Raw genomic sequence first — 25,103 nt, forward strand, 5'->3', positions numbered from 1 at the left:
GGACTCCTCCATGCCACACGACGCCCAACCTGTCATCGAAGGCATCGTCCCGGTGATGCTCACGCCTTTCGACGACGCCGGCAAAATCGACTTCCCCGGCGTCGACCGCCTGATCGAATGGTACCTGGGCCATGGCTGCGACGCTTTGTTCGCGGTGGCCCAGTCCAGCGAGATGCAGTGGCTCAGCCTTGAGGAGCGCACCCAGCTTGCCCGGCACGTCGTACAAAAGGTCGCGGGGCGGGTTCCCGTGGTCGTCTCCGGCCACATCAGCGACAACCTCGACACCCAGGTCCACGAACTCAATGCAATGGCTGCCAGCGGCGCTGACGCGGTGGTGCTGGTCACCAACCACCTCGACCCACAAGGCCAGGGCACCCCTGTGTTCCTGGATAACCTGCACTACCTGCTGGCCCGGCTGCCGGAAGACTTGCCACTGGGCCTCTATGAATGCCCGGCGCCTTATCGACGCCTGCTCAGCGATGAAGAACTGCAAGCCTGCATCATCAGCGAGCGCTTCATCATGCTCAAGGACGTGAGCTGCGACCTGCACGTGGTCACCCGCCGCGTTGCCATGGCCCGCGGTTCATCCCTGCGCATACTCAACGCCAATGCGGCGATCGCCTGGGATGCGATGAAAGCCGGGGCCGCCGGCTTCAATGGTGTGTTTACCAACATTCACCCGGACCTCTACCGCTGGCTACGCCTGGAAAGCGCGCGTGACCCGCAACTCGCCGAGGAGCTCGCGACCTTCCTGGTGCTGGCCGCCACCACGGAAAGCCTGGGCTACCCTGCCCTGGCCAAAATCTATCACCAGCGTATCGGCACCTTTGCTTCCATCCACTGCCGGGTGATCGACTACGACGTCAGGGAGCGCTATTGGGCGCTGGATGCCGTGCTCGATAAACTCGTCGCGGGCACGGAACACTTCCGCGCCAGGATCCGTGCGCTCGATACGGCGCAGGGCCCCCTTGCGGGAGAGCGGCTGCATGTCGGATAAGCGCGTGATTTGTGTGGGCTGCGCGGTGTGGGACACCATTTTCAGCATCGATCACATCCCGCTGCGTGGCGGCAAGATCCTGCCGCGCCAGGCGATCCAAGCTGCCTCCGGGATGGCGACGGCCGCTGCGGTCAGCATCGCGCGCCTGGGCGGCCCGGTGACCCTCTGGGCACGCATCGGTGACGACACCACCGGCAGGATGTTCATCGACAGCCTGAGCGGGTCCGGCGTTTCCACCGCGTGTATTCGGCAGGTTCCCGAGGGCCGCACCCCGTTTTCGACCATCCTGGTGGACCGCGACGGCGAGCGCCTCGTGGTGCCCTACATCGATCCCTCACTGGACACCGACCCCACCTGGCTGCCGCTCAACGACATCGCCGGGGCCGCTGCGGTACTGGCCGACATGCGCTGGGTAGAAGGCGCTCGCGCGGCGCTGACCGAAGCCCGACGGGTGGGGGTACCGACTGTCCTGGATGCGGATGTCGCCGCCGTGGAAGACCTCAAGGCCCTGATGCCCTTGGCCGACCACCTGCTGTTTTCAGAACCGGCGCTGCGTTTGCTGGCCGACAACGCCAAGCCCGAAGACGCGCTGCTGGCCCTGACGCCCCACACGGACGCGAAGGTGATCGGCGTCACCCTGGGCGAGCGCGGCTCATTGATCTGGCAGCGGGATGTTTCGAGCACCGAGGTGCAGCACTTTCCGACACCGCGCATTCGCGCCGTCGACACCCTCAACGCCGGCGATGTCTGGCACGGCACCTACGCCTATGGCCTGGCCCACGGCTGGGCCCTCGCCGACAGCGTGCGCGCAGCGAGTGTTGCCGCCGCCATGAAATGCGAGGTATTTGGCGGGTACCTGGGCGCACCGCGCATGGCAGAGCTGGTCAGGCGCATGGCCAGCACCTATCGGCCTTGAGTCAGCCGAGCAAGCGGGCGAGTTCTTCGCGGCAGTAGTCGACGAACAGCTGCACCGGCTTGGTCAACGGCGCGCGCCGCAACCAGACCGCCGACAAGCCTGAACCCGTGACCGTTTCTGCCAGCGGCACGCACACCACTTTCTGGCCGTCATAGGTGTACTCGGTAAACGGCTTGGTCACCAGGATCGAAAACCCGAAGCCCCGGCCCACCATGCCACGCACCATCTCGATCGATGGCGAGCTGAACACAATATTCGGCGTCAGCCCGCGCTCTTCGAAGATGCTCACGAAGTAGGTGCGGCTGGGCAGCACGTCGAGCAAAATCATCGGCTCCAGCACCAGATCCGCCAACGACACCTTGGCCTGCTGCGCGAAGCGGTGATCCGCCGGCAACAGCGCATAAGGCTGCTGCGGCGGCATCAGCGGCGTGGTTTCGATGGTGCCGCCCAAGTCGTGCTCAAAGAGCATCGCTACGTCGATACTGCCCGCCGTCAGTGCTTGCACCAGCTCCTGCTGCTCGCCATCGCGAATCCGGATCTCCACCCCCGGCCAGCGTGCCTTGAAGCCGGCGATCAAGCGCGGCAGGTACAGCGGCGCCACCGTTTCAAAGCAGCCGATATCGATCTGCCCCGCCACCACGTCATTGTCCGCCAGAGCGTTTTGCTCGAACTCATGGGCCACCCGCAACAGCTCCAACGCCTTGCGATAGAAACGCGCGCCGCTGGGAGTGAGCGACACCCCCTGGGCGTGATGACGAATAAACAGCTGCACACCAAAGCTGTCTTCCAGTTGCTTGATTGCCGTGGACACCGACGGCTGTGCGATATACAGCTTGCGCGAGGCCTCGGCGACGCTGCCGCATTCGGCCGTGGTAACGAAATATCTGAGTTGGCGCAGATTATAGGCAGCCATCGGGGCCTCCAGAAACGTGGGACTTCGCCCGCAAGACAGGTGTAGGCAACATACCGGAGCGCGCCGGAGCGCGAGCTATATTTTTTAAGGTCTATAGCAACAAACTTACTAATTTACCTCCCCGCGCCCATTGCAGATGATCACTCCAACAACAAAGCGCCGCGCAGGTGGCGCGCAGCGAAGTACGTCAACGTACTCACCTTGCCTTGGAGCTCGTCATGGTTACCACTGCAACATCCTCCGCCCCGCTTATCGAAAAACACACGATTGGATACGTGCCCCCGGAAGATCGCCATGGAAAGGTAAGGGACCTGTTCACCCTGTGGTTCGGCGGCAATATCGCGCCGTTGCCGATCGTCACCGGTGCACTGGGTGTGCAACTGTTTCACCTCAACCTGGTGTGGGGCATTGTCGCCATCCTCGTTGGCCATTTGGTCGGCGGTGTGTTGATGGCGCTGCACTCGGCCCAGGGTCCGCAAATGGGCATCCCGCAAATGATCCAGAGCCGCGCCCAGTTCGGCTCCCTCGGCGCCCTGCTGGTGGTGGTGATTGCGGGTGTCATGTACGTGGGTTTCTTTGCGTCCAACATCGTGCTGGCGGGTAAATCCTTGCACGGTGTGGTCGACGCCGTGCCCGTACCGGTGGGCATTGTGATCGGTGCCATCGGCTCCGGAATCATCGGCATCATCGGCTACCGCTTCATCCACGTGCTCAACCGCATCGGCACCTGGGTGCTGGGCGCCGGGATCGTGCTGGGGTTTGGCTATATCTTTACCCACGTGCAGACCACGGACTTCCTGACTCGCGGTGAATTCAACATCTCCGGTTGGCTGGCGACGGTGTCCCTGGCGGCGCTGTGGCAAATCGCATTCGCGCCCTACGTCTCCGACTACTCGCGCTACCTGCCGGCCGACGTGCCGGTAGCGTCCACCTTCTGGACCACCTACCTCGGCTCGGCCCTGGGCTCGAGCCTGTCGTTCATCTTCGGCGCCGTCGCCGTCCTCGCCACGCCGATCGGCATGGACACCATGGACGCGGTCAAACTCGCCACCGGCGCCATCGGCCCGTTGATGCTGGTGCTGTTCCTGCTCAGCGTGATCAGCCACAACGCCCTCAACCTGTACGGCGCAGTGCTGTCGATCATCACCCTGATACAGACCTTCGCGTACCGCTGGATTCCAACGGCCAAAAGCCGTGCAGTGATTTCGATCCTGGTATTGGCGGCCTGTGCGATTGCAGCCGTGTTCGCCTCGAAAGACTTCATCGGCCACTTCGTCGACATGGTGCTGGTGCTGCTGGTGGTCCTGGTGCCGTGGACAGCGATCAACCTGATCGACTTCTATGCAATCCATAAGGGCAAGTACGACATTGCGTCAATCTTCCGCGTGGATGGCGGGATTTACGGGCGGTATAACCCGCAGGCGCTGCTGGCGTATGCGGTGGGCATCGTGGTGCAGATTCCGTTCATGAATACACCGCTGTATGTGGGCCCGATCTCGGAGCACATCAACGGGGCGGATTTGTCCTGGGTGGTGGGGTTGGTGGTGACGTCGCCGTTGTACTTCTGGCTGGCGAGTCGGGACAGCGCGTATAAGCGCCGGATGGAGGGTGGGAAGTGGGTGGCTGGCGTGTGATCCGCCTGCCAAGGTCTGAGCTGCCTTGAGTGGCAAGAAAACCCGCCTAGGCGGGTTTTCTGGTTTTTGAGTGATCAGCCACACGCCCCCTGGTTGTGGGAGGATGGGTTGTTGTGGCGAGCGGGGATTAGTGGTGCTCGTCGTAGAGGTTTGTCTATGATGTTGCCTTTCGCTAAACGCCCCAGGAAACGCCCATGCCCGCCCTCACCTTGCGCAACGCCATCCCCACCGACGCCGCGCGTTGCTTTGACATCGAGATCACTGCCTACGAAGGCGACGAAGCCGCAACGCTGGAGAAGATTGCCACGCGCATTGCGCAGTACCCCCAGGGCTTCTTGATCCTGGAAGCCGAAGGCGAAGTGGTGGGTTTTATCAACTGCGGTTGCGCCCATGAGGTGGTGATGTCGGACGAGGCGTTCAAGGAGTTGGTGGGTCACTCGGCCGAGGCGCCGAATGTGGTGATCATGTCGGTGGTGGTCGACCCGCTGCATCAGGGCAAGGGCTACTCCACGTTGCTGATGAACGAATTTGTGCAGCGCATGCGCGCGATGGGCAAGCACACGATTCACTTGATGTGCAAACAACGGCACGTGCCATTGTACGAACGCATGGGCTATGACTATGTGCGACCTTCGCCATCGGACCACGGTGGCATGGCGTGGCATGAGATGGTGATGGCACTCTGAAGATGAACACGCCACCCATTGAAATCAGCGACCAGCCCAACGCCGAGGCCGAGCGTATTCTTGGCAGCGGGTTGGCCGCGTTCAACGAAAGCATCACCGGCTACAACGATCGCCAGCCGCTGACAGTACTGATCAAAGACCCCGAAACGCATCAGATTGTCGGCGGCATCACCGGTAAAACCACGCTGGGCATGGCTTTCCTCGACCTCTTCCACCTGCCCGAACACCTGCGTGGTTCTGGCTTGGGCAGTCGCCTGTTGCAAGCGTTCGAAGACGAGGCTCGCCGCCGAGGGTGCCGCAACGCGGTGCTGTATACCCTCAGCTTCCAGGCGCCAGGATTCTATGAGAAGCACGGCTGGATAAAATTCGGGGAATTGCCCTGTGAGCCAGAAGGCAGCAGCCGGGTGTTTCTGTCTAAACCGCTGTGAACGCCAGCGCTGTGCCGAACAAGCGGTTCTCATGGGTGTCGCCCTGGAAGCTGTACCTCGGCGAACCGAGCAACGCGCACCCACGCCTGGGGTAACACCCCAGCGCTCGCTCATTGCCCACCCATCCCGTCGCCCACAGCAACCAAGCGCCACCGAGTACCGCAGGTTGTTCCGCCATTTGTAGCAGTTGATAGCCGATACCCTGGCCGGTGAAGCGCTCCTGGATAGACAGGCGCTGCAACTCGGCGCCCCTCCACACGGTGCCCTGCTCAGCTATCAGCCGAGATGATCTCTACGACCACCACAGCCCCGATAGCAAACCAATATCATTTGCGCGCAGCCCGACGCTTTGCTTTAATCGCGACCAATTCTTATTTACACGCTTTTTTTGGCTGGGCGGGCAGTGTGTCGACCTCTTTTACTCACCTCTACGGCACTCACCACAGTTGGCTGCTCGGCCTGCTACGCCGGCGCTTGAGCGATCGTTGGGATGCCGCCGACCTGGCCCACGACACGTTTATCCGCATTCTCAGCCGCCCGCTGGCCGAGACTGACCCAGTCCGCCAGCGCTCCTACCTGGCCACCATCGCTCGCGGGCTGTGCATTGACCATTGGCGCCGGCGCCAGCTCGAACGCGCCTGGCTGCAAACCCTGGCCGAGCGGCCGCAAGCGCTGCAACCGTCGCCGGAGCAACGGGCGATCATCGTCGAGACGCTGGTGGAAGTGGATACCATGCTCGCGCGCCTGCCGAAAAAAGTCAGCGAAGCGTTCCTGCTCGCCCAGTTGCATGGCCTGCCCTACAAGCAGATCGCCGAGCAGCTTGGCGTGGGCGAGCGCATGGTCAAGAAGTACATGGCCCAGGCCCTGTTGCATTGCGCGATCCTGGAAGCCGAACTCGACGGGCTGCTGGTGCAATGAACACCCCCGGCAAGCTCAGTCACGCCAGCCTGGAGCAGGCCGCGCAATGGTATGTACGCCTGCAGGACCAGGCCAGCGCAGTGGAGCAACTGCGCTGGCAAGCCTGGGTCGCGCAAAACCCCGAACACCTGGCGGCCTGGCAGTATGTGCAGCGCGTGAGCCAGCGTTTTGCACCGCTGCAGGAACAGGCCCAGTGTGCCAGCCGCGCCTTGCGCAGTTCGCGGCGCCAGACGCTCAAGACCCTGCTGGTGCTGTGCGGCGGCTCGGCGCTGGCCTGGGGCAGCTGGCGCAATACCGCCCTGCCCCGGCTGGTGGGCGGCTGGAGCGCAGACTATGCAACCACCCGCGGCGAGACCCGCGATGCGTTGCTGGCCGATGGCAGCCATGTATGGCTGAACACGTTGAGCGCGCTGGATGTCCGTTTTGATGCGACGCAACGGTTGCTGCTGCTGCGCTTTGGCGAGGTGTTGATCGACACGGCCAAGGACGCCAGCCGGCCGTTCCTGGTCGACACCGAACACGGACGCATGCAAGCGCTGGGCACCCGTTTCAGCGTGCTGCAAGACGACGATCAGACCCAGCTCAATGTCTTCGAAGGCCGGGTGCAAGTCACCCCCCAAGACCGGCAGGTGCGCATCATCGAAGCCGGCCAGCAAGTCTCCTTCACCCGCGACGGCTTCAAGCCCACTATGCCCGCCTCCCCGGCGCGCGAGGCCTGGAGCCGAGACGTGCTGCTGGCGGACAACTTGCCACTCGGTCAGTTGATCGCCGAACTCAACCGTTATCGCCTGGGCCACCTGGGGTGTGACCCGGCCGTGGCGCAGTTGCCGGTGATGGGTTCGTTCCCGCTCAAAGACAGCGATCATGCCCTGCACCTGTTGCAGGCGGCACTGCCGATTCGGGTCGACCGGCCGTTGCCGTGGTGGGTATCAGTCGGGCCGCAATAAAAACCTTCAACCGCCAGTTCCCTTTTTCAACCCTCGTTCGGTTAACCCAGCAGACGTTTTCAATTCGCCGATCGATTTGATCCAAAGGGAACCCTCCATGTCGCACCCTGCTTGCTTCGCGCTGCGCCCATTGGCGCTGGCCACTTCGCTATTCTGCCTCGGCGCGCCGATGGTGCAGGCCGCCGACTCGCCTTCGACCCAGGAAGCCGCACGCGCTTATCGCATCGCCGCCGGCTCGCTGGTCAGTGTGTTGAACAGCTTCGCCGAACAGTCGGGCATTTTCGTCGCCGGCCACAACAGCCTCGCCGCGGGCAAGACCAGCGCCGGCCTGAACGGCAGCTACACCCCAGCGGCCGGCTTGCAGCGCCTGTTGCAGGGCAGCGGCCTGCAAGCCCTGCCCCAAGGCAACAATGGCTACGTGCTGGAGCTGATCCCGGCCAACACCGGTGCGCTGGAGCTGGGCGCCACCACGATTTCCGGCCAGGACCTGGGCGCCATCACCGAAGACACCCACGCCTACACCACCGGCTCCATGGCCTCGGCCACCGGCCTGCCGCTGTCGATGCGTGAAACCCCGCAGTCGGTGACGGTGATCACCCGCCAGCAGATGGACGACCAGGGCACCAACAACATCGCCGACACCCTGCGCCGCGCCCCCGGCGTGAGCGTGCAGAACTACGACAGCGAGCGCTGGGAGTTCTCCAGCCGTGGCCTGCCGATCACCAACTTCCAGTACGACGGCGTCAATTCCACCTACGACGGTGTGTATGACTACGGCACCACCAGCACCGACATGGCCGTGTATGACCACCTGGAAATCATCAAGGGATCGGCCGGCCTGATGAGCGGCTCCGGCGACCCTTCGGCGACCGTCAACCTGATCCGCAAAAAGCCCACGGCGGCATTCAAAGCCTCGGTGACCCAGACCTTCGGTTCCTGGGACAACTACCGCACCGAAGGTGATATCTCCGGCCCGCTGACCGAGTCCGGCAATGTGCGCGGACGTTTTGTCGGCGTGTACCAGGACCGCCAGTCGTACCTGGACCACTACCAGAACACCAAGGACATTGCCTACGGCATCCTTGAAGCCGACCTCACACCCGATACCCTGCTGACCTTCGGCATCGACCAGCAGGACACCCGCTCCCGGGGCGCCAGCTGGACCGGTTTCCCGATGTACTTCAGCGATGGCTCGCGCACGAACTTCCCGCGCTCGTTCAACCCGGCCGCCGACTGGAGCCGTCGCGACTTCAACAACCAGACAATCTTCGCCTCGGTGCAGCAGACGCTGGCCAATGACTGGTCGCTCAAGGTCAGCCTCGACCGTAAGCGCAGCCAGCACGACACCCTGCTCGCCTCTGCCAGTGGCGGCAACCCGGACCCGGTCAGTGGCCAGAACATGTACATGTTCATGGGCAAGTACAAGGGCGATCAGGTGCAGAACACCCTGGACGTCAACCTCAGTGGGCCGTTCGGCCTGTTCGGCCGTGAGAACGAATTGATCATGGGCTTCATGGCCACCCGCTCGAAACAGGATGTGCCGGTGTACGGCTCGGTCTACCCGCCCGTGGGCGGCAGCATCTTCGACTGGCACGGCGAATACGCCAAACCGGACATCCCGCGCAGTGGCCAGAACGATATCGTGCAGCGCCAGACGGGCGCCTACCTGGCCACGCGCCTGAAACCTACCGATGACCTGTCGGTGATCCTTGGCACCCGCGTGAGTAATTTCAGCGGCGCCGACACCACCGATTTCTACGACCCAGCCAAGCCCGACAACCGCACCCGCTACCACCAGGGCGGCGTCGTCACGCCGTATGCCGGGATCGTCTATGACCTCGACGACACCTGGTCGGTGTACACCAGCTACACCCAGATCTACCGCCCGCAAACCAGCAAGGATGCCGACCGCAAGCTGCTTGACCCCATCGAAGGCGACACCTACGAGGCCGGGATCAAGGCCGCGTTCTACGACGGCCGCCTGAACACCAGCTTCGCGGCGTTCCGCATCGAGCAGGACAATGTCGCCGAGTACGTCTCGGGTTTCGAGACCGACTCGGTGTATCGCCCGATTGCCGGTGCGACCACCAAAGGGTTCGAGGCAGAACTGTCGGGTGAGGTGCTGGACGGTTGGAACATCTCCGCGGGCTACACCTACCAGCACACCCGCGATGCCAATAATGGCTACGTGTACAGCTCGGTGCTGCAAACCACTACGCCACAACAGGTGGTGCGCCTGTTCAGCACCTATCGCCTGCCCGGCGCACTGGAGAATGTCACCGTGGGCGGCGGCGTGAACTGGCAGAGCGAGTTCTTCGGCAACGTGTTCCAGCCCAACCCGGGCGACACGGTCAATTTCGGCCAGTACGCACGCATCACCCAAGACAGTTACTACCTGGTGGACCTGATGGCGCGCTACCGCTTCAACGAGCACCTGAGTACCACGCTGAACGTGAAGAACCTGTTCGATAAAAAGTATTACACCGGCCTGGGCAACTTTGGCACCGGTTTCTACGGTGAACCCCGCAGCCTGCAACTGGCGACCAAATGGGACTTCTGAGCTGACGGCAGTGACGGTCTGTGCAATGATCCCTTCACTCGCTCAAGGGAGGGACCCGCCGCCATGCCGCCGAACAGCCTTGCTCACCTCTCGCGCTTGCCGCGCTTCTGGCGCGACGAGCGCCTGCCTTTCATCGAAGCACGCACCATCGCCGATGGCCGCAAGGTGACCTATAGCCGTCATGCGCACGAGCATTTTTCCATCGGCGTGGTCACCACGGGACGCAGCTATTACCACTACGGCGCCGACACCTTTGAGATCAGCGCCGGCACGGTGGTGTTGATGAACCCCGGCGACGTACACGCCTGCAATCCCATCGCCAATGAGCCGTGGTCCTATCAGATGGTGTACGTCGACACGCCCTGGCTGACGGACTTGCAGCACCAACTGGGTTTCAGCACGGACATGGGTTACCGGCCATTCAACACGCCCTACACCCGGGACGCCGTGCTCTACGAGGGCTTGCTGGAGCTGTATCGGATACTGGTGGATGAACAGGCCGAACACTTGCAAAAGCAGAGTGCGCTGGTGAGCTACTTCACTGAGGTGCAACAGCGCCTCAACCCCTCCGACACGCCGGTACGCGAGGTCAACCACAAGCTGGTGCGGGCCGCGGACTACATCCGCGAACACTGCACCGACGCGCTGAAACTGGAAGATATCTGCGTGGCAGCCGAGTTGTCGCCGTCTTACCTGATCCGTGCGTTCAAGCAGTATTACGGGCTGACGCCCCATGCGTTCCTGGTCAACCAGCGTATCCAGTTTGCCCGCGCGCAATTGCGCCAGGGTGAGTTGATCGCCGATGTTGCGCTGGCCGCGGGCTTTGCCGACCAGGCGCATTTCCAGCGCACGTTCAAACAGCATTTCGCCGCCACACCGGGGCAATACCGCGAGCAGCTCAAGCCATCAATAAATAACCCACACTGGCCACCAGCAACGCGGCCATTGAGCGGTTGAACACGCGAACGCCCTGAGGGTTGCCGAGGTAGCGACGCAGGAAGGTGCCGGCGTAGGCCCAGCACGCCACCGACAGGTAGCAGATCACCAGATAAAGCGCCGCAAACAGCCAGACTTGTGCGGCATCGCCATCCGCCACAAACAAGCCCATGCCGGCCACACACGCCAGCCAGGCTTTGGGGTTGAGCCATTGCATGATCGCGCCATACAACATCGACGGCGCCGTGGCGCAGCCCTCGGCGTCCAACCGGCCGTCATCCGCTGCCAGTTTCCAGGCCATGTAAAGCAAGAAGGCCACCCCACCCCACTGGATCAACTGGGTCAAGATCGGCCAGCGCACCACCACTTCGTGCAACCCCAGGCCAATCAACACCAACAGCAACGTGAAGCCTACCGCAGCGCCGAATACGTGTTTTTGGCTGGCGACAAAGCCGAAGCGCGCCCCCGAACTCAGCGCAACCACATTGACCGGCCCCGGCGTGATGGAGGTGGCCAGGGCGAAGGCAGCCATGGAAATGATCAAGCTCATTGCAGTTCCCTTTTATTCGAACCCTTGACGGTAAGGCCACGGTAAAGGGCATGTCGACCTGGGTATTGAACAAAATGACCCTGCCCGAACGATTGTGTATCCGACGGTAGGCTGATCCCATTTTCATCCCTCACGTCGACGCCACCTCATTCACAAGCGCTGGAGAAAAGGTCCTTGGGGAAAACGGTTCGGGTTACGATGAGGGTTGGGATGCCGCGATTGCCAGCCAGCGAGACGCTGATCGATTGTGCCAATGGCCTGGTTACCCAAAAAGCCGTTTAGACGCTTTTATTCCATTGATATAACTGTATTTTTTTCTTTCAACCAGCCAGTGTTGATAGGCAAAAATGCGTATTTCCCGTGCTGGAGCCGATGCTAGAGTTCAGCCCCTACTCATCGCAAACAAGGAACCGCTATGTCACGTCGCCTGTTGGCAGCTGCCTGCCTGATGCTGTCTTTTTCCGCCGTCCAAGCAGCTGAACGCTGGGAAATCCTGCCGCCGACGCCGGCCCCCGTCGCGGGCGCAAAGACCGGCTACGCCGCCGTCAACGGCATCAAGGTCTACTACACCCGCACCGGCCATGGCTCACCAGTGGTGCTGCTGCATGGCGGCTTGTCCAACTCCGATTACTGGGGCAACCAGGTCAAGGCGCTGGCGGCCAAGCACACGGTGATCAGTATCGACAGCCGTGGCCACGGGCGCAGTTCGCGGGATGACAAACCCTACGGTTATGACCTGATGGCCGACGACGTGGTGGCCGTGCTCGACAGCCTGAACATTCCCCGCGCCGACATCGTCGGCTGGAGCGACGGCGCTATCATCGGTATCGACCTGGCGCTGCGTCACCCGGATCGTATCGGCAAAGTATTCGCCTTCGCCGCCAACACCCAGACCTCGGGTGTAAAAGACGCCGTGGAAAAGAACCCGACCTTAGCCGCCTTTATCGAACGCGCTGGCAAGGAGTACGCCAAGCTGTCGCCGACGCCTAAAGAGTACGACGCGTTCGTGGAGCAAATCAGCCATATGTGGGCCAGCCAGCCGAACTGGACCGACGCGCAACTGCAGAGCATCAAGACCCCGATCCTGATTGCCGACGGCGACCATGACGAAGCCATCAAGCGTGAGCACACCGAATACATGGCCGCGACCATTCCCGAGGCCGGCCTGTTGATTCTGCCAAACACCAGCCACTTTGCGTTCCTGCAGGACCCGGCGTTGTTCAATGCCGCAGTGCTGGGCTTCCTCGACAGCAAATAGACCCTGTACCCTGTCGGCGCGCATCACCTGCGCGCCCACAGATACCAGCCCTATCAGGACGCCAATGCCCAACCCGATTCCACGACGGCGCGATGCCGCCGTCACCCGCGAAGCCATCCTGTTGTCCGCGCGCAAGGCGTTTGCCCAATCGGGCTATGACGGCGCGGGGGTGATCGAGATCGCCGCTGGCGCGGGGGTGACCGCGATGCTGGTCAACCGCTACTTCGGATCCAAGGAAGCGCTGTTTGCCGAAGTGATCGCCGACACCATGGCCAGCCCGATCATCCTGACGCCAGATAACCTCAGCGCGCAAAACCTCGGCCGTACCATCGCCACCGCACTGGTCAGCATCACCGAAGCCGGCAACAAGCCATTGGAAGGTTTCCTGATCATGTTGCATTCGGCGACCAGCAAACGCGCAGCCATCATCGGTCGCGAGCAAGTGGAAAAAGGTCATCAGGCAACCATGGCCGCTGCACTCAAGGGCGCCCACCACGAAGAGCGCGCCGCATTGGTGATAGCCCTGGTGTCGGGTTTCCAGGTCATGCGCCAGATGCTGGAGTTGTCGGCGCTGGCCAAGGCCGATCCACAGGTGCTGATCGACCTGCTGACGCCGCTGTTCCAGCAGTTGGTGGACGGCTGAAGCGCGTCAAGCCCCGGTCGTTTGGATGGCGATATCGTCGATACCCAGCACTCGACCATCCTCTGCAACGATCTCGACCTTGCGCAGCGGCTTGAGCGAGCGTGCGTCCAGCAGTTGCCCCCCCACACCCTCAGGCTCGGTGAAGGTTTGGCCCCATTGCGCCAGGGTCACCAACACCGGCATCAGCGCGCGGCCCTTGTCCGTGAGCTGGTATTCGCTGCGCGCGCCGACTTCACTGGTTTGCAACAGGCCTTGCTCGACCATGTCCTTCAGTCGCGTGGCGAGGATGTTTTTTGCCACGCCCAGGTGCTTCTGAAAGTCACCAAAGCGCGTCACCCCGGCGAACGCATCGCGGATGATCAACAGCGTCCACCAGTCACCCACTACGTCCAGGGCACGGGCCACCGGGCAGCCATTGCCCTCCAGGCATTTGCGTTTCATCGTCGGCCCTCCAAGCAGTCGCAGAATTAGGTTGCATTATAGGACCAAAAGGCACAGAATAAAAACGGTTTCATCATTAAACCTAATGTGTCGCCTGGAGCTGATCATGGATATTCGTGGAAAAGTAGTATTGGTGACCGGTGCCAATCGCGGCCTCGGCAAAGCGTTCGTCACCGCCTTGCTGGACGGCGGTGCAGCCAAGGTCTATGCCGGCGCGCGGGACCCGAGCAGCGTGAGCATCCCCGGCAGCACGCCGGTGGCCCTAGACATCACCGACCAAGCCAGCGTGCAGCGCGCTGCCGAGCAGTGCACCGACGTCGACGTGGTGATCAACAACGCGGGGTTCCTGAAGTACGGCTCGTTGCTGGCTGAAGACAGCGTCGAGAACCTGCAGCACCACTTTGATGTGAACACCTTCGGCACCCTGCGCGTCAGCCGTGCCTTTGCGCCGATCCTGGCCAAACAAGGCGGCGGTGCGCTGATCAATGTGCTGTCGGTACTGAGCTGGCTGAGCCCTCCGGGTGCCGGTGGCTACAGCACGTCCAAGTCTGCCCAGTGGGGCCTCACCAATGGCTTGCGCGGCGAATTGCGCGAGCAGAACACCCTGGTGATCGGCGTGCACCCCGCCTACATCGACACCGACATGGTGGCCGAGGTACAAGCGCCCAAAAGTACGCCTCAGGACGTGGTCGCCCTCACGCTGCAAGCCCTGAGCGAAGACCGCGAAGAAGTGCTGATTACCGAGATGACACTGGCGGTAAAGGCCTCGCTGTCCAGCGACAGCCCGGTGTACCTCAACCGTTGATCAAGGAAAAATGCGCGCCCACACCGGCGCGCACACCCTCCGCCACGGCCAGCGCGACCGAACCAGCGGCGAGTGACGTATCGCCGCAGGCGAACACGCCAGGCCGGGACGTCTGGCGCATGTCATTGGTGTGCAGGTAGGGACCGGTGGGGCCATCGGCCAGTTCACAGCCCAGTTGCGGGGCCAAAGGGCTGATTCGGGTGCGGGACATCGTGAAGATGCCATCGAGGCTGAACAGCCGTCCATCGTGCAGCTCCAGGTCGGCGCGCTCGCCACAGATACGCCGTACCGCACCGCATTCCACGTTGACCCCGCGTCGATCCAATTGCGCCTGTTGCTCGGCATCCGGGCTGAACACGCCGTTGGTGAATAAGGTGGTAGTGCCCCAATCCGGCAACATCAGTGCGTGGTGCATGGCCAGGGGTGAGGTGGCCAAGACACCGATGTGGCCTTCGTCCAGCTCATAGCCGTGGCAGTAAGGGCAATGGAATACGTGCTTGCCCCACCGTGATTCAAGGCCGTCGATGGCGGGCAACTCGTCCACTACCCCAGTGGCGAGGATCAGGCGCTTGGCCTGAAACGTGCCGTTGCATGCGGTGCGAACGGCGAAGCCTTGTAATTCTCCACTCGCCTGAATCACGCGGTCCTCGGCCCAAGTGACCGTCGAATACGCCATCAATTGGCTGCGCCCCTGCGAAGCGATGGCGGCCGGGGCCTGACCGTCCTGGCCGAGAAAACCGTGGGAGGTCGCCGCAAAACGGTTGCGCCGTTGCCCCGCATCGATCACCAGTACCTGGCGCCGCGCCCTGGCCAATTGCAGGCCCGCTGAGAGGCCGGCATAACTGCCGCCCACGATTATGACGTCGTACAGCATGAAGGTGACCCCCAGTCCTGTGCATCCGGTTATCCGAATGCTTTCACGACACACCATAAGTTACGTAAAAATACCGCGTCAATAGTCTCGCAACTTTTTAGGTTACGAACGATACTTTCGTGCGAATCGACCTGAGGCCTATTGATGAGAAACGACACCCGACTTTCGCGCATGCTCCACGTGCTGATCCATATGGGCCGGCATGAGGAGCGCGCCACCTCAGAGACCATCGCGCAGATGCTCGGCACCAACCCGGTAGTGGTGCGGCGCACGCTTGGGTTGCTCAAGGAAAAAGGCTATGTACGCTCGGAAAAGGGTCACCAGGGTGGCTGGAGCCTGGGTAGACCCTTGAATGAAATCACCTTGCTGGACGTCCATAACGCCCTGGGCACGCCGTCGATATTCGCCATCGGCCTGTCCACCGACCACCCGGAGTGCCTGGTGGAACAAGCGGTGAACGCAGCGCTGACGGATGCCTTCGATGAGGCACAGGCGCTGTTGCTGGCACGGCTGGGCGACGTGACGCTGGCGCAGTTGGCAGACGATTTTGACCAACGTTACCGCATTGCCATGGCGCCTTGATCGGCTACAACCCGCGATTGCGCAACCATTGCAGGAACCCCTTCTTCACCGGCACCACCGGCGCCTCCTGGGTCAAGGCCTGCGCGGCATGCAGGCGGAAATCCAGCAACGCCTTCATGGATTCGCTGATGTCGTGGCGCGCATCCAGGCAGGGTTTCAGGTATTCCTTCTCGATGCGATACAAGGTGCAGGACGTCTTGGCCGAGAAATCCGCCAGCGCGGCCTGGTCCGACAGGATCCCCGCCTCGCCAATCACCTCCCCAGGTCCCATGCGCCCGGCCTCGAACGAGTGCCCGCCCTTGGTCAGCATCACCGACACGACCCCGGACTCAACGATAAAAAGGTGATCGCTCACCTCCCCCGCAGGCAGGATCATCTCGCCTGCACGGTAGGTATGCAACGTCATGTTCTGGCTGAAGGTGTCTTTCTCTTCCTGGCGCAGGGTAGAGAAAATCGACGACCGCTCGAGCAAGGCGCGCGCAGCCGACATGCTCGGTGGCGCCGTGCTTTCGCTGGCCGACAGCAGCCCTACCCCGGCCGCTTGCAGGTGCCTGAACGCCAAGTCGTAAAGCTGGTTGCGCACCTCGCGCTTGAGGGTCATGGCCGGCACGAATCCGCTGATTTCGTATTCGACGCCGCCACTGGCCGAGGCCTTGAACGCTACACTTGGCGCCGGCTTGGCCAGTAACGGCCGGCAGCCCTGCATTGCCCGCTCCAGCGCTTCGATCACCGTTTGCGGGCGCGCATGGGGGCTGACCTGCAGGCTGACCGCCAGGCCGAACATATCCGCCGGGCGCGAGAAGTTGATGATCTTGGCCTTGGCCGCAAGGGAATTGGGGATCACCGCCATGCTGCCCTGGGAGGTTTGCAGGCGCGTGGCACGCCAGTCGATGTCCGTAACCCGGCCTTCGGTGCCGTCGATGGAGATCCAGTCATCCAGCTGATACGGCTTAGTGGTATTGAGGACAATCCCGGAAAACACGTCGCTCAAGGTGCTCTGCAATGCCAGGCCGACAATGATCGCCACCGCACCGGAAGTGGCGAGCACGCCTTTGACCGGCAAGTCGAGCACGTACGCCATGGCGGCAATGATCGCAATCAGGAAGATCACCGCCCCCATCAAATCCTGCAGCAAGCGCCCGGTATGCCCGACACGCTGCATCATCACCGCCCCGAGCAACACCGTGAGCGTACGCGCCGCGAACAGCCACCAGCCGATCTGCAACGCCGTCGCGGCCAGGTGCAAGGCGGTGTTGTCCGCATAAGGCGCGAGTTGCATGGGGTTCATGCCGTCGTTGAACAGCACGGCACTGAACACCGCAAAGATCACCAACCGCGCCGCCAGCTTCCAGTTGGCGAGGTTGACGGAAATCAAGCGCCACACGGCGATGTCGATAAAGATCAGCGCCAGGGCGCACAGCATCGGGTGATCAGCGATAAGTGAGGGCATCCAGGCGACTCCAGGGCGAATGCGGAGAAGATCGCATGAAATGGAGTTATCGGGTATAGCACAACCGAAATGTGCGAGCGGGCTTGCTCGCGAATGCGGTCGGCCAGTCAAAGTTTCTGTGACTGATGCACCGCATTCGCGAGCAAGCCCGCTCCCACACGAGATTACACCGGACCGTTATATCTGCATTTGCCCAAACTTGCCCGATTGAAAATCAGCAAACGCTTGATGAATCTCCTGTTCGGTATTCATCACAAACGGTCCATGCCCGACGATGGGTTCGTCGATGGGCTCGCCGCTTAGCAGCAACACCTTGGCGTCGTCATTGGACTCCAGTGTGAGTTGACTGCCATCGCGCTCGAACAACGCCAATTGCCCTTGGCGAGCAACTTCCTCGCCATTGACCAGCACCGTTCCGCGCAGGATGACCAGGGCGGTGTTGCGCCCTGTGTGCAGGTCCAGCGTGACCGCTTTGCCGGCGTTGAGGCGCAGGTCCCACACGTCGATGGGCGTAAACGTGCGGGCGGGGCCCTGGGTGCCAGCAAACTCACCGGCAATCAGGCGTAGTTGTCCGGCGTCGTTGGCCAGCGGCAGTACCGGAATGTCGCCGTCGACAAGGGTCTGGTAACCCGCGTCGGCCATTTTGTGCTTGGCCGGCAGGTTGACCCACAGTTGCACCATCTCCAGCGCCCCGCCGCTGCGGGCGAAGGCGGCGGAGTGGAACTCCTCGTGGAGGATGCCCTTGGCGGCGGTCATCCATTGCACGTCGCCAGGGCCGATTTTGCCGCCAGCACCGGTGGAATCACGGTGTTCGACCTCACCGTCGTAGACGATGGTCACGGTTTCAAAGCCCCGATGAGGGTGCTGGCCGACGCCGCGTCGTTGCTCGGTGGGAGGAAAGTCGGCCGGGCCGGCGTGGTCCAGCAGCAGGAATGGGCTGATGTGCTTGCCCATGGTGTCGTAGGAAAATAGTGTGCGCACCGGGAATCCGTCGCCCACCCAGTGGGCGCGGGGACTGGTGTAGATGCCGATGAGTTTTTTCATGGTGACCCTCCAAAGTGAGTCCACCATAAGACCTCGGGCCGATGAGCACTAGCCGGCAAATACGGCTGTAACTGTCCTATGTATAGGACAATCCGTTGACCTGACGCTGACGCAACAGGTGAAACGCCACAAAGGCCGTCGCCGTAAAGCACGCCTGGATGACGATCATCGGCGCGGCACTGCCATCGCGTAGCAGGCTCAACAGCAAACCGCTGCAGGTGGCGCCGAACATTTGCGCAAACCCCATCAGCCCGGCTGCCAGGCCTGCGCGGTGGGCGTTGGGCATTACCCCGCCCGTCACCGAACCCGGCAAGACCAGGCCGCCGCCGAGGGTCACCAGCGCAATCGGAATGTCCAGACCCAGCACCGACAGGCCGAACAGCGCATAAATGACCACGGCTGAGACCCCGCCAACGGCTACCATCGCCACGCCCATTGTCACAATCCGCTGGGGGCCCAGGCGCATGATGTTGCGCCGGGTGTAGGTGGAACCGACGATCAACATCGACACGATCAGGCCGAAATTGATGCCGTACTCAAGGCTGCTGAAGCCCAGCAGGTTGATAAACACCGCCGACGAGCCCGCGATCACCGCAAACATGGCGCCATAGGTACACGCCAACGCCACGGCGAACGCACGGTACTGGCGCCCCCTGAGCAGATCCAGGTATTGCCCGCCCAGTGAGCGCCAGTGGCCGGCCTTGGGGTCCAGGTAGTGATTGCTCTCGCGAAAGAACAGCAGGACCACTAGCAGCACCACGCTACCAATCGCCAATGCCAGCATGATCGGCGCACGCCAGCCGAGCCATTTGATCAACAGGCCGCCGACCATCGGCGCCACCACGATGGCATAGAGCATGCCGATCATGGTCAGTGCCAGCGCCGGCCCTGCTTCTGCCTTCCATACATCACGCACCACCGTGCGCGCCAGTACCAACGCGGCGCAGGCGCCCAGGCCTTGCAGCACGCGGGCGGCGATGAAGTGCTCGATGTCATCGACCAACAACATCGATAAGGTCGCCAGCGCATACAGCACCAGACCGCCGATCAGTACCGGCCGACGGCCGATGCGGTCCGACAGCGGGCCGAACAGCAATTGCCCGAGGCCGAATGCGGCGACAAACGCCGACAGCGCCATCAATGACGAGCCCGCAGGAGCGGCCAGTGCCTGCTCGATGGCGCCAAGGCCGGGAATGATCAATTGGGTCGACACTTCACCCAGCGCCGTCAGGGCCACCAATAAAAACAGCAAGCTTCGCGATGGCGCCGGGGCGTTTGTCATGAGGAGCATCCGGGGGCTGGATTAATTTATATTTCGACCATAATATGCATAAAAAATTATGTCCATAATTTTTTGCCCAAAGGTAACCCCGGAGCCCGCCATGCACCCTCTTCCCTTGCGTCTTCTCATGCCCCTGGCCCTGTTGATCATCCTCAATGGCTGCAACGGCAAGGCCGATACGGCCGCAGAAACCCCGCTGCCGCGCCCGGTCCTTGCGGCCAAGGTCGAAGCTGCCGGCACCCAACAAAGCGCCTATACCGGCGTGGTTGCCGCGCGGACCGAAAGCGACCTGGGCTTCCGGGTCAGCGGCAAAGTCATCGAGCGTAAGGTCGATCCCGGCCAGCACGTGTCCCGGGGGGATACCCTGCTGGTGCTGGACATCGGCGACTTCGAACTGGCCCTGCGCTCGGCCAAGAACCGCGTCAGCGCCGCCCAGGCGCAACTGCGCCAGCGCCGTGACGACGAAAACCGCTACCAACGCCTGGCCAACACCGGCGCCGTATCGCGGCAGATCTTCGACCAGTCGGCAACCAACCTGCGCGTCGCCGAAGCCGAGCTGGCTTCGGCACAATCCGACGCCAGCCAGATTGAAAACCGCCGCACCTACTCCGTGCTCAAGGCTGATGGCGACGGCATCATTACCGATGTGCGAGTGGACCGCGGCCAGGTGGTCGCCGAGGGGCAAATCGTCGCGCGCCTGGCCCATGACGGCGCGCGCGAAGCCATCGTCAACCTGCCGGAAAACCAGCGCGACCAGGCCTCGCAGAAAGCCCTGGCCTTCCCCTTCGGGGCCCCGGACCAGGCGGTGACCGCCACCTTGCGCGAACTGTCCGCCAGCGCCGACCCGACCACCCGCACCTACCGCGCCCGCTACGTCCTGCACGGGGCAGTCGACCGCTTTGCCCTCGGTTCCACCATCACCGTACGCCTGCAAGGCAACGGCCAGGCGCAGCAAACCCGGGTGCCCATCGGCGCCCTGCTGGATTCAGGCCAAGGTACCGGCGTCTGGCTGATCGGCGCAGATGACAAGGTCAGTTTCGCGCCAGTGAAAGTCGCCAGTCTTGGCCAGGAAGACGCCTTGCTCGACAGCGGCGTAAGCCCCGGCCAAGTCATCGTTGCCCTCGGCGCACACCTGCTGCACAGCGGTGATGGCGTGCGCCTGCTGCCCTCCCAGGTGCTGGCCCTCAACCGCAAACAGGACAACTGAGCATGCGCGGTATCAACCTTTCCGAACTGGCGGTCAAGCATCGCGCGGTCACGTTGTTCCTGATCATTGCGATCCTCGCCGCCGGGATTTTCTCGTTCGGCAAACTGGGGCGCGCCGAAGACCCGTCGTTCACCGTCAAGGTGATGACCATCACCGCCGCCTGGCCCGGCGCAACAGCCCAGGAAATGCAGGAACAGGTGGCCGATCGCCTGGAAAAGCGCCTGCAGGAACTGGACTACTACGACCGTGTCGAGACCATCGCCCAACCGGGCTTCGTATCGATGCGCATGACCTACAAGGAGTCCACGCGCCCCAGTGAAATCCAGGACCTGTTCTACCAGACCCGCAAAAAACTCAGCGATGAGGCCGCGAAACTGCCCAAGGGCGTGATCGGTCCCTTCTTCAACGATGAGTATTCCGATGTGTATTTCGCGCTGTACGCCCTGGAAGCCGAACACTTGCCCCATCGGCAACAGGTACAGATGGCCGAAGAACTGCGCCAGGGTCTCCTCAACCTGCCGGGCGTGAAGAAGGTCAACATCCTCGGCGAACAGGCACAACGCGTGTTTGTCGAGTTCTCCTATGAGCGCCTGGCGACCCTGGGCATCAAGCCGGACCAGATCTTTGCCGCCCTCGCCGCACAGAATGCCGTAGCGCCCTCGGGCTTCGTCGAGACGGCCGGGGCTCGCGCCTATATTCGCATCGACGGCGCGTTCGACAGCCTGTCACTGATTGAAAACGTGCCGCTGGAAGTCAACGGCCGCGTGCTGCGCATCGCCGATGTGGCGACCGTCAGCCGTGGCTATGAAGACCCGCCCAGCTACCGCATCCGCCACCAGGGCGACCCGGCGTTGATGCTTGGCGTGATCATGGAGAAACACTGGAACGGCCTGGAACTGGACAAGAGCCTCAAGGCCCAGGAAGCGAAGATTCAGGCCGACCTGCCCCTGGGCGTGAACTTCGCCAAGGTCTCCGACCAGGCGAAAAACATCAGCCTGGCGGTGAACGAATTCATGCTGAAATTCTTCGTCGCCCTGGCTGTAGTCATGGTGATCAGCCTGTTGGCCCTGGGCTTTCGCGTCGGTTTGGTGGTGGCGGCGGCTGTGCCGCTGACCTTGTCAGTGGTGTTTGTGATCATGCTGCTCACCGGGCGCGAATTCGACCGCATTACCCTGGGCGCGCTGATCATTTCCCTGGGCTTGCTGGTGGATGACGCCATCATCGCCATCGAGATGATGGTGGTGAAGCTTGAGGAAGGCTTCGACCGGATCCACGCCGCCACCTTTGCCTGGAGCTCCACGGCGGCGCCGATGCTGACCGGTACGCTGGTGACCATCATAGGTTTCCTGCCGGTAGGATTTGCGCGTTCCGGGGCCGGGGAATATGCCGGCAATATTTTCTGGATCGTCGGCTTTGCGCTGATTTCGTCGTGGTTGGTGGCGGTGGTCTTCACGCCGTACCTGGGTGTAAAGCTGTTGCCGCAGATCAAACCGGTGCCCGGCGGCCACGATGCGATTTACGCCGGGCGTTACTACCAGAAACTGCGCAGCCTGGTGCAAGCCTGCGTGCGGCGGCGCTGGCTGGTGACCGGGCTGGTCGTCGGCGCGTTCGTGCTGTGTGTGGCGGGCATGGGCGTGGTGAAGAAGCAGTTCTTCCCCAACTCCGACCGCTCCGAGCTGATTCTGGAGGTGTATATGCCGCCCGGCAGCGCCTTCAAAAGCACCGAGGCTGTGGCCGCGCAGCTGGAAAAAGCCCTGCTGCAAGAGCCGCAAACCACCCTGGTCGACACCTATGTGGGGGGCGGCGCACCCCGCTTTTTCCTGTCGTTGAACCCGGAACTGCCGGACCCGGCATTTGCCAAGCTGATCGTGCAGACCCCGGACTCTCATGCCCGCGACGCCTTGAAACTGCGCATGCGGGAACGGATTGCCGCGGGTGAGTTTGCCTCGGCGCGGGTGCGCGTAACCCAACTGCTGTTTGGCCCGCCCGTGCCGTTCCCGGTGGTGTTCCGGGTCTCTGGACCGAATCTGGATGTGTTGCGTGGTGTGTCCGAAGACGTGCGCAAAGTCGTCGCCGCCAACAAACTGACCAAGGACGCCTTCCTCGATTGGGGCGAGCGCTCCAGCGGTTATCGGCTGGTGCTCGACCAAGACCGCCTGCGCCTGCTGGGCTTCACCCCCAACGAGGTGAAATCCCAGCTCAATGCCCTGCTCAGCGGCAACCCGATCACCGAAGTGCGTGAAGGCAACCGCACCGTCTCCGTGGTCGCCCGCGCCCAGGGGAGCCAGCGCGAGGACCTCGGCAACCTCGACAACATGACCCTCACCAACAGCGCCGGCACCTCTGTGCCGCTGGCCCAGGTCGGGCATTTCCAGGCGGTAATGGAAGAACCGATCCTCAAGCGCCGCAATCGCGCGACCACCGTGGAAGTGCGCGCCGATATCGTCGACGGCGTGCAACCGCCCGACGTGGAAATGGCCGTGTACAAAGACCTGCAGCCGCTGATCGCCAAACTGCCCGCCGGCTACCAGATCGATATTGGCGGCCCGGTCGAGGAAAGCGCCAAGGCTAACGTTGCCCTGGCCGCGCTGTTCCCGATCATGATCCTGCTGACCCTCACGGTGATCATGTTCCAAGTGCGCTCGTTCGGGGTGATGTTCATGGTCTTCGCCACTGCGCCATTGGGCTTGATCGGTGCCGTGCCGACCTTGCTGCTGTTCAACCAGCCATTTGGCTTCAACGCCATCCTGGGCCTGATCGGGATTGGTGGGATCCTGATGCGCAACACGCTGATCTTTACCGACCAGATCCGCCAGAACCAGGACCACGGCATGCCGATTCACGAGGCAATCATCGAGGCCACCGTACGGCGTGCGCGGCCGGTGATCCTGACCGCGCTGGCGGCGGCGCTGGCGTTTATTCCGCTGACGTTGTCGGTGTTCTGGTCATCCCTGGCCTACGTGCTGATCGGCGGGGTGCTGGTGGGCACGGTGCTGACGCTGTTGTTCCTGCCGGCACTGTGCAGCCTGGTGCTGGGTCGCGAGAAGACGAAAGTTGTCGAAACGTCCCACATAACGACCGGATAAGCTCTACTCCCCACCCCTGAAAAGATCTGCAAAGTCCCTCGCCTGATTACACAGTGCGAGGGATTGCAGATGTATTTTCTTGTTGTTGGAGCTGTTTCTTGAACCCGGCCATTGGCAGGCTGGCCCTGACCCCAATGGATGTGAAGACGGTCGATGTCGAGAGCGTCTTTCGTGATTTCCGGGAATGCCTGAACACGTTCGATGACTGGGCGGAAAGCTTCTGGAGCTTTTCAGCGCTGGACGTCGAGCAGGTCTTCAAGGTGGGGGACGAAGTGGCGCTGGTAGCGCCGATCAACCGCTCCCTTTTTCCGAGCAGCACCGTTGCTTCTTGCCAGGCCAATGGCACGTTGACCCTGGTGCACATGTTTCAAAGCACGCGCTTCGTACCCATCGGCAACACGCCGGTGGTGCTGCAGCGCGTCGACCCCAACGGCGGCCCACTGGGCGAGCCGATCTACAAGACCATCGGCCCGAGCGGCATTCTCGAAATCAACGAGTGTGAGCGCGACCAGCAGTACCGCGTCAGCTTCTATCCCAACGTTTCAACCGATCACGTCAAGGCGCTGTATGCGTCTTATCAAACGGTGATTGACGCGCTGGAGTTTCGCCTGCGCGAAGCGTGGGAAAGCACCTTCCAAGCGCAGTGGAAGGACTACACAGACGCCAACCCGCTTGATCAACGCAGGATGCTGGAGAAGGCGTTTCTTCAAGGGATGGGTAAGGCGCTTTACAGCCTTTGGGACAACTTCACGCAACTGTACAGCCTGCTGGCGGATATCCAGACGAACAGTGAGAAGTGGCTGCAATACGTTACCCAGACCGAACTTGATGAACTGCTGACACTGGGCAAGGACGCCATTGCCCATGGCCTGCTCGTGTTGAGCGATGAGCCGCTGTTGTTTATCTATCTGTCGGCCATGGTCGCCTGGATACGCATGCTGCCACC

22 protein-coding genes and 2 pseudogenes are annotated in these 25,103 nt (G+C 62.2%); 16 read left to right on the forward strand and 8 right to left on the reverse strand.

Translation table 11 applies throughout. The features are described from left to right. Window positions 1-10 precede the first annotated feature (10 nt). A complete protein-coding gene (locus CQ002_RS26595) occupies window positions 11-997 on the forward strand; it encodes a dihydrodipicolinate synthase family protein (RefSeq protein ID WP_105162434.1) in 987 nt (328 codons plus the stop codon). Then, the gene (locus CQ002_RS26600; protein ID WP_105162435.1) at window positions 987-1,913 is read left to right on the forward strand and encodes a PfkB family carbohydrate kinase; all 927 of its coding nucleotides are present in this window, start codon (window positions 987-989) and stop codon (window positions 1,911-1,913) included. Before CQ002_RS26595 ends, CQ002_RS26600 begins: the two co-directional genes overlap by 11 nt. Window position 1,914: 1 nt before the next feature. Here CQ002_RS26600 and CQ002_RS26605 read toward each other — a convergent pair whose 3' ends face one another. Then, window positions 1,915-2,826 carry a LysR substrate-binding domain-containing protein gene (locus tag CQ002_RS26605; protein ID WP_025857480.1) on the reverse strand — a complete coding sequence of 304 codons (912 nt, stop codon included), beginning with the start codon at window positions 2,824-2,826 and terminating at the stop codon, window positions 1,915-1,917. Window positions 2,827-3,044: 218 nt separating this feature from the next. Between CQ002_RS26605 and CQ002_RS26610 the strand changes: the two genes are divergently transcribed. From CQ002_RS26610 to CQ002_RS26620, 3 genes are all read left to right on the forward strand, one after another. Further along, window positions 3,045-4,460: a cytosine permease gene (locus CQ002_RS26610; RefSeq protein ID WP_034106374.1), complete on the forward strand. Its 1,416-nt coding sequence runs from the start codon at window positions 3,045-3,047 to the stop codon at window positions 4,458-4,460. A 194-nt stretch (window positions 4,461-4,654) separates the two neighbouring features. Then, window positions 4,655-5,146 carry a GNAT family N-acetyltransferase gene (locus tag CQ002_RS26615; protein ID WP_034106376.1) on the forward strand — a complete coding sequence of 164 codons (492 nt, stop codon included), beginning with the start codon at window positions 4,655-4,657 and terminating at the stop codon, window positions 5,144-5,146. A 2-nt stretch (window positions 5,147-5,148) separates the two neighbouring features. Continuing rightward, entirely contained in the window at window positions 5,149-5,574 is a 426-nt protein-coding gene (locus CQ002_RS26620) for a GNAT family N-acetyltransferase (RefSeq protein WP_034106378.1), read from the forward strand. On the opposite strand, the pseudogene CQ002_RS26625 reads toward CQ002_RS26620, so the two are convergent. After that, a pseudogene (locus CQ002_RS26625) lies at window positions 5,561-5,821 on the reverse strand (GNAT family N-acetyltransferase); the annotation flags it as partial. The gene CQ002_RS26620 and the pseudogene CQ002_RS26625 sit on opposite strands and share 14 nt — an antisense overlap. Window positions 5,822-5,979: 158 nt before the next feature. Here CQ002_RS26625 and CQ002_RS26630 point away from each other — a divergent pair. From CQ002_RS26630 to CQ002_RS26645, 4 genes are all read left to right on the forward strand, one after another. Further along, window positions 5,980-6,492 carry a sigma-70 family RNA polymerase sigma factor gene (locus CQ002_RS26630; protein WP_069077540.1) on the forward strand — a complete coding sequence of 171 codons (513 nt, stop codon included), beginning with the start codon at window positions 5,980-5,982 and terminating at the stop codon, window positions 6,490-6,492. Beyond that, window positions 6,489-7,439 carry a FecR domain-containing protein gene (locus CQ002_RS26635; RefSeq protein WP_034106380.1) on the forward strand — a complete coding sequence of 317 codons (951 nt, stop codon included), beginning with the start codon at window positions 6,489-6,491 and terminating at the stop codon, window positions 7,437-7,439. Before CQ002_RS26630 ends, CQ002_RS26635 begins: the two co-directional genes overlap by 4 nt. 97 nt (window positions 7,440-7,536) lie before the next feature. Next, window positions 7,537-9,999, forward strand: a complete 2,463-nt coding sequence (locus tag CQ002_RS26640) for a TonB-dependent siderophore receptor (protein WP_105162436.1) — start codon at window positions 7,537-7,539, stop codon at window positions 9,997-9,999. 63 nt (window positions 10,000-10,062) lie between these two features. Beyond that, complete coding sequence (locus tag CQ002_RS26645) at window positions 10,063-10,956, forward strand: AraC family transcriptional regulator (protein ID WP_105162437.1); 894 nt, start codon at window positions 10,063-10,065, stop codon at window positions 10,954-10,956. On the opposite strand, the gene CQ002_RS26650 is transcribed toward CQ002_RS26645, so the two are convergent. Continuing rightward, a complete protein-coding gene (locus CQ002_RS26650) occupies window positions 10,898-11,485 on the reverse strand; it encodes a LysE family translocator (protein ID WP_105162438.1) in 588 nt (195 codons plus the stop codon). The two genes, CQ002_RS26645 and CQ002_RS26650, sit on opposite strands and share 59 nt — an antisense overlap. Before the next feature lie 415 nt (window positions 11,486-11,900). Here CQ002_RS26650 and CQ002_RS26655 point away from each other — a divergent pair, with 415 nt between their 5' ends. Together CQ002_RS26655 and CQ002_RS26660 are read left to right on the forward strand one after the other, a co-directional pair. Further along, on the forward strand, window positions 11,901-12,743 hold the full coding sequence (locus CQ002_RS26655; RefSeq protein WP_105162439.1) for an alpha/beta fold hydrolase: 843 nt from the start codon (window positions 11,901-11,903) through the stop codon (window positions 12,741-12,743). Window positions 12,744-12,807: 64 nt separating this feature from the next. Further along, window positions 12,808-13,386 (forward strand): TetR/AcrR family transcriptional regulator, encoded by a 579-nt coding sequence (locus CQ002_RS26660; protein ID WP_177431182.1) that lies wholly within the window; start codon window positions 12,808-12,810, stop codon window positions 13,384-13,386. 6 nt (window positions 13,387-13,392) lie between these two features. Here the strand turns inward: CQ002_RS26660 and CQ002_RS26665 are convergent, their stop codons facing one another. Beyond that, window positions 13,393-13,827, reverse strand: coding sequence for a helix-turn-helix domain-containing protein (locus CQ002_RS26665; protein ID WP_034106392.1), 435 nt, complete (start codon window positions 13,825-13,827; stop codon window positions 13,393-13,395). Between the two features lie 106 nt (window positions 13,828-13,933). Between CQ002_RS26665 and CQ002_RS26670 the strand changes: the two genes are divergently transcribed. Beyond that, window positions 13,934-14,632: an SDR family oxidoreductase gene (locus CQ002_RS26670; RefSeq protein ID WP_034106418.1), complete on the forward strand. Its 699-nt coding sequence runs from the start codon at window positions 13,934-13,936 to the stop codon at window positions 14,630-14,632. Here the strand turns inward: CQ002_RS26670 and CQ002_RS26675 are convergent. Further along, window positions 14,622-15,506 (reverse strand): NAD(P)/FAD-dependent oxidoreductase, encoded by an 885-nt coding sequence (locus CQ002_RS26675; RefSeq protein WP_105162441.1) that lies wholly within the window; start codon window positions 15,504-15,506, stop codon window positions 14,622-14,624. The genes CQ002_RS26670 and CQ002_RS26675 overlap by 11 nt on opposite strands. Before the next feature lie 144 nt (window positions 15,507-15,650). On the opposite strand from CQ002_RS26675, the gene CQ002_RS26680 reads away from it, so the two are divergent. Continuing rightward, window positions 15,651-16,088 (forward strand): Rrf2 family transcriptional regulator, encoded by a 438-nt coding sequence (locus tag CQ002_RS26680; RefSeq protein ID WP_034106396.1) that lies wholly within the window; start codon window positions 15,651-15,653, stop codon window positions 16,086-16,088. A gap of 4 nt (window positions 16,089-16,092) precedes the next feature. On the opposite strand, the gene CQ002_RS26685 is transcribed toward CQ002_RS26680, so the two are convergent. The 3 genes from CQ002_RS26685 to CQ002_RS26695 form a co-directional block, all read right to left on the reverse strand. Then, entirely contained in the window at window positions 16,093-17,538 is a 1,446-nt protein-coding gene (locus CQ002_RS26685; RefSeq protein WP_034106398.1) for a mechanosensitive ion channel domain-containing protein, read from the reverse strand. 177 nt (window positions 17,539-17,715) lie between these two features. Continuing rightward, on the reverse strand, window positions 17,716-18,582 hold the full coding sequence (locus CQ002_RS26690; protein WP_105162442.1) for a pirin family protein: 867 nt from the start codon (window positions 18,580-18,582) through the stop codon (window positions 17,716-17,718). 76 nt (window positions 18,583-18,658) lie between these two features. Beyond that, a complete protein-coding gene (locus CQ002_RS26695) occupies window positions 18,659-19,864 on the reverse strand; it encodes a multidrug effflux MFS transporter (RefSeq protein ID WP_105162443.1) in 1,206 nt (401 codons plus the stop codon). Window positions 19,865-19,964: 100 nt separating this feature from the next. Between CQ002_RS26695 and CQ002_RS26700 the strand changes: the two genes are divergently transcribed. The 3 genes and pseudogenes from CQ002_RS26700 to CQ002_RS26710 all read left to right on the forward strand — a co-directional run. After that, on the forward strand, window positions 19,965-21,071 hold the full coding sequence (locus tag CQ002_RS26700) for an efflux RND transporter periplasmic adaptor subunit (protein ID WP_069077526.1): 1,107 nt from the start codon (window positions 19,965-19,967) through the stop codon (window positions 21,069-21,071). 2 nt (window positions 21,072-21,073) lie between these two features. Then, window positions 21,074-24,157 (forward strand): efflux RND transporter permease subunit, encoded by a 3,084-nt coding sequence (locus CQ002_RS26705; protein WP_034106406.1) that lies wholly within the window; start codon window positions 21,074-21,076, stop codon window positions 24,155-24,157. Window positions 24,158-24,291: 134 nt separating this feature from the next. Beyond that, window positions 24,292-25,103, forward strand: a pseudogene (locus CQ002_RS26710) (type IV secretion protein Rhs); the annotation flags it as partial.

This window comes from Pseudomonas sp. MYb13 (genome assembly GCF_002980075.1).
In the GTDB taxonomy this organism is placed as follows: Bacteria; Pseudomonadota; Gammaproteobacteria; order Pseudomonadales; family Pseudomonadaceae; genus Aquipseudomonas; species Aquipseudomonas lurida.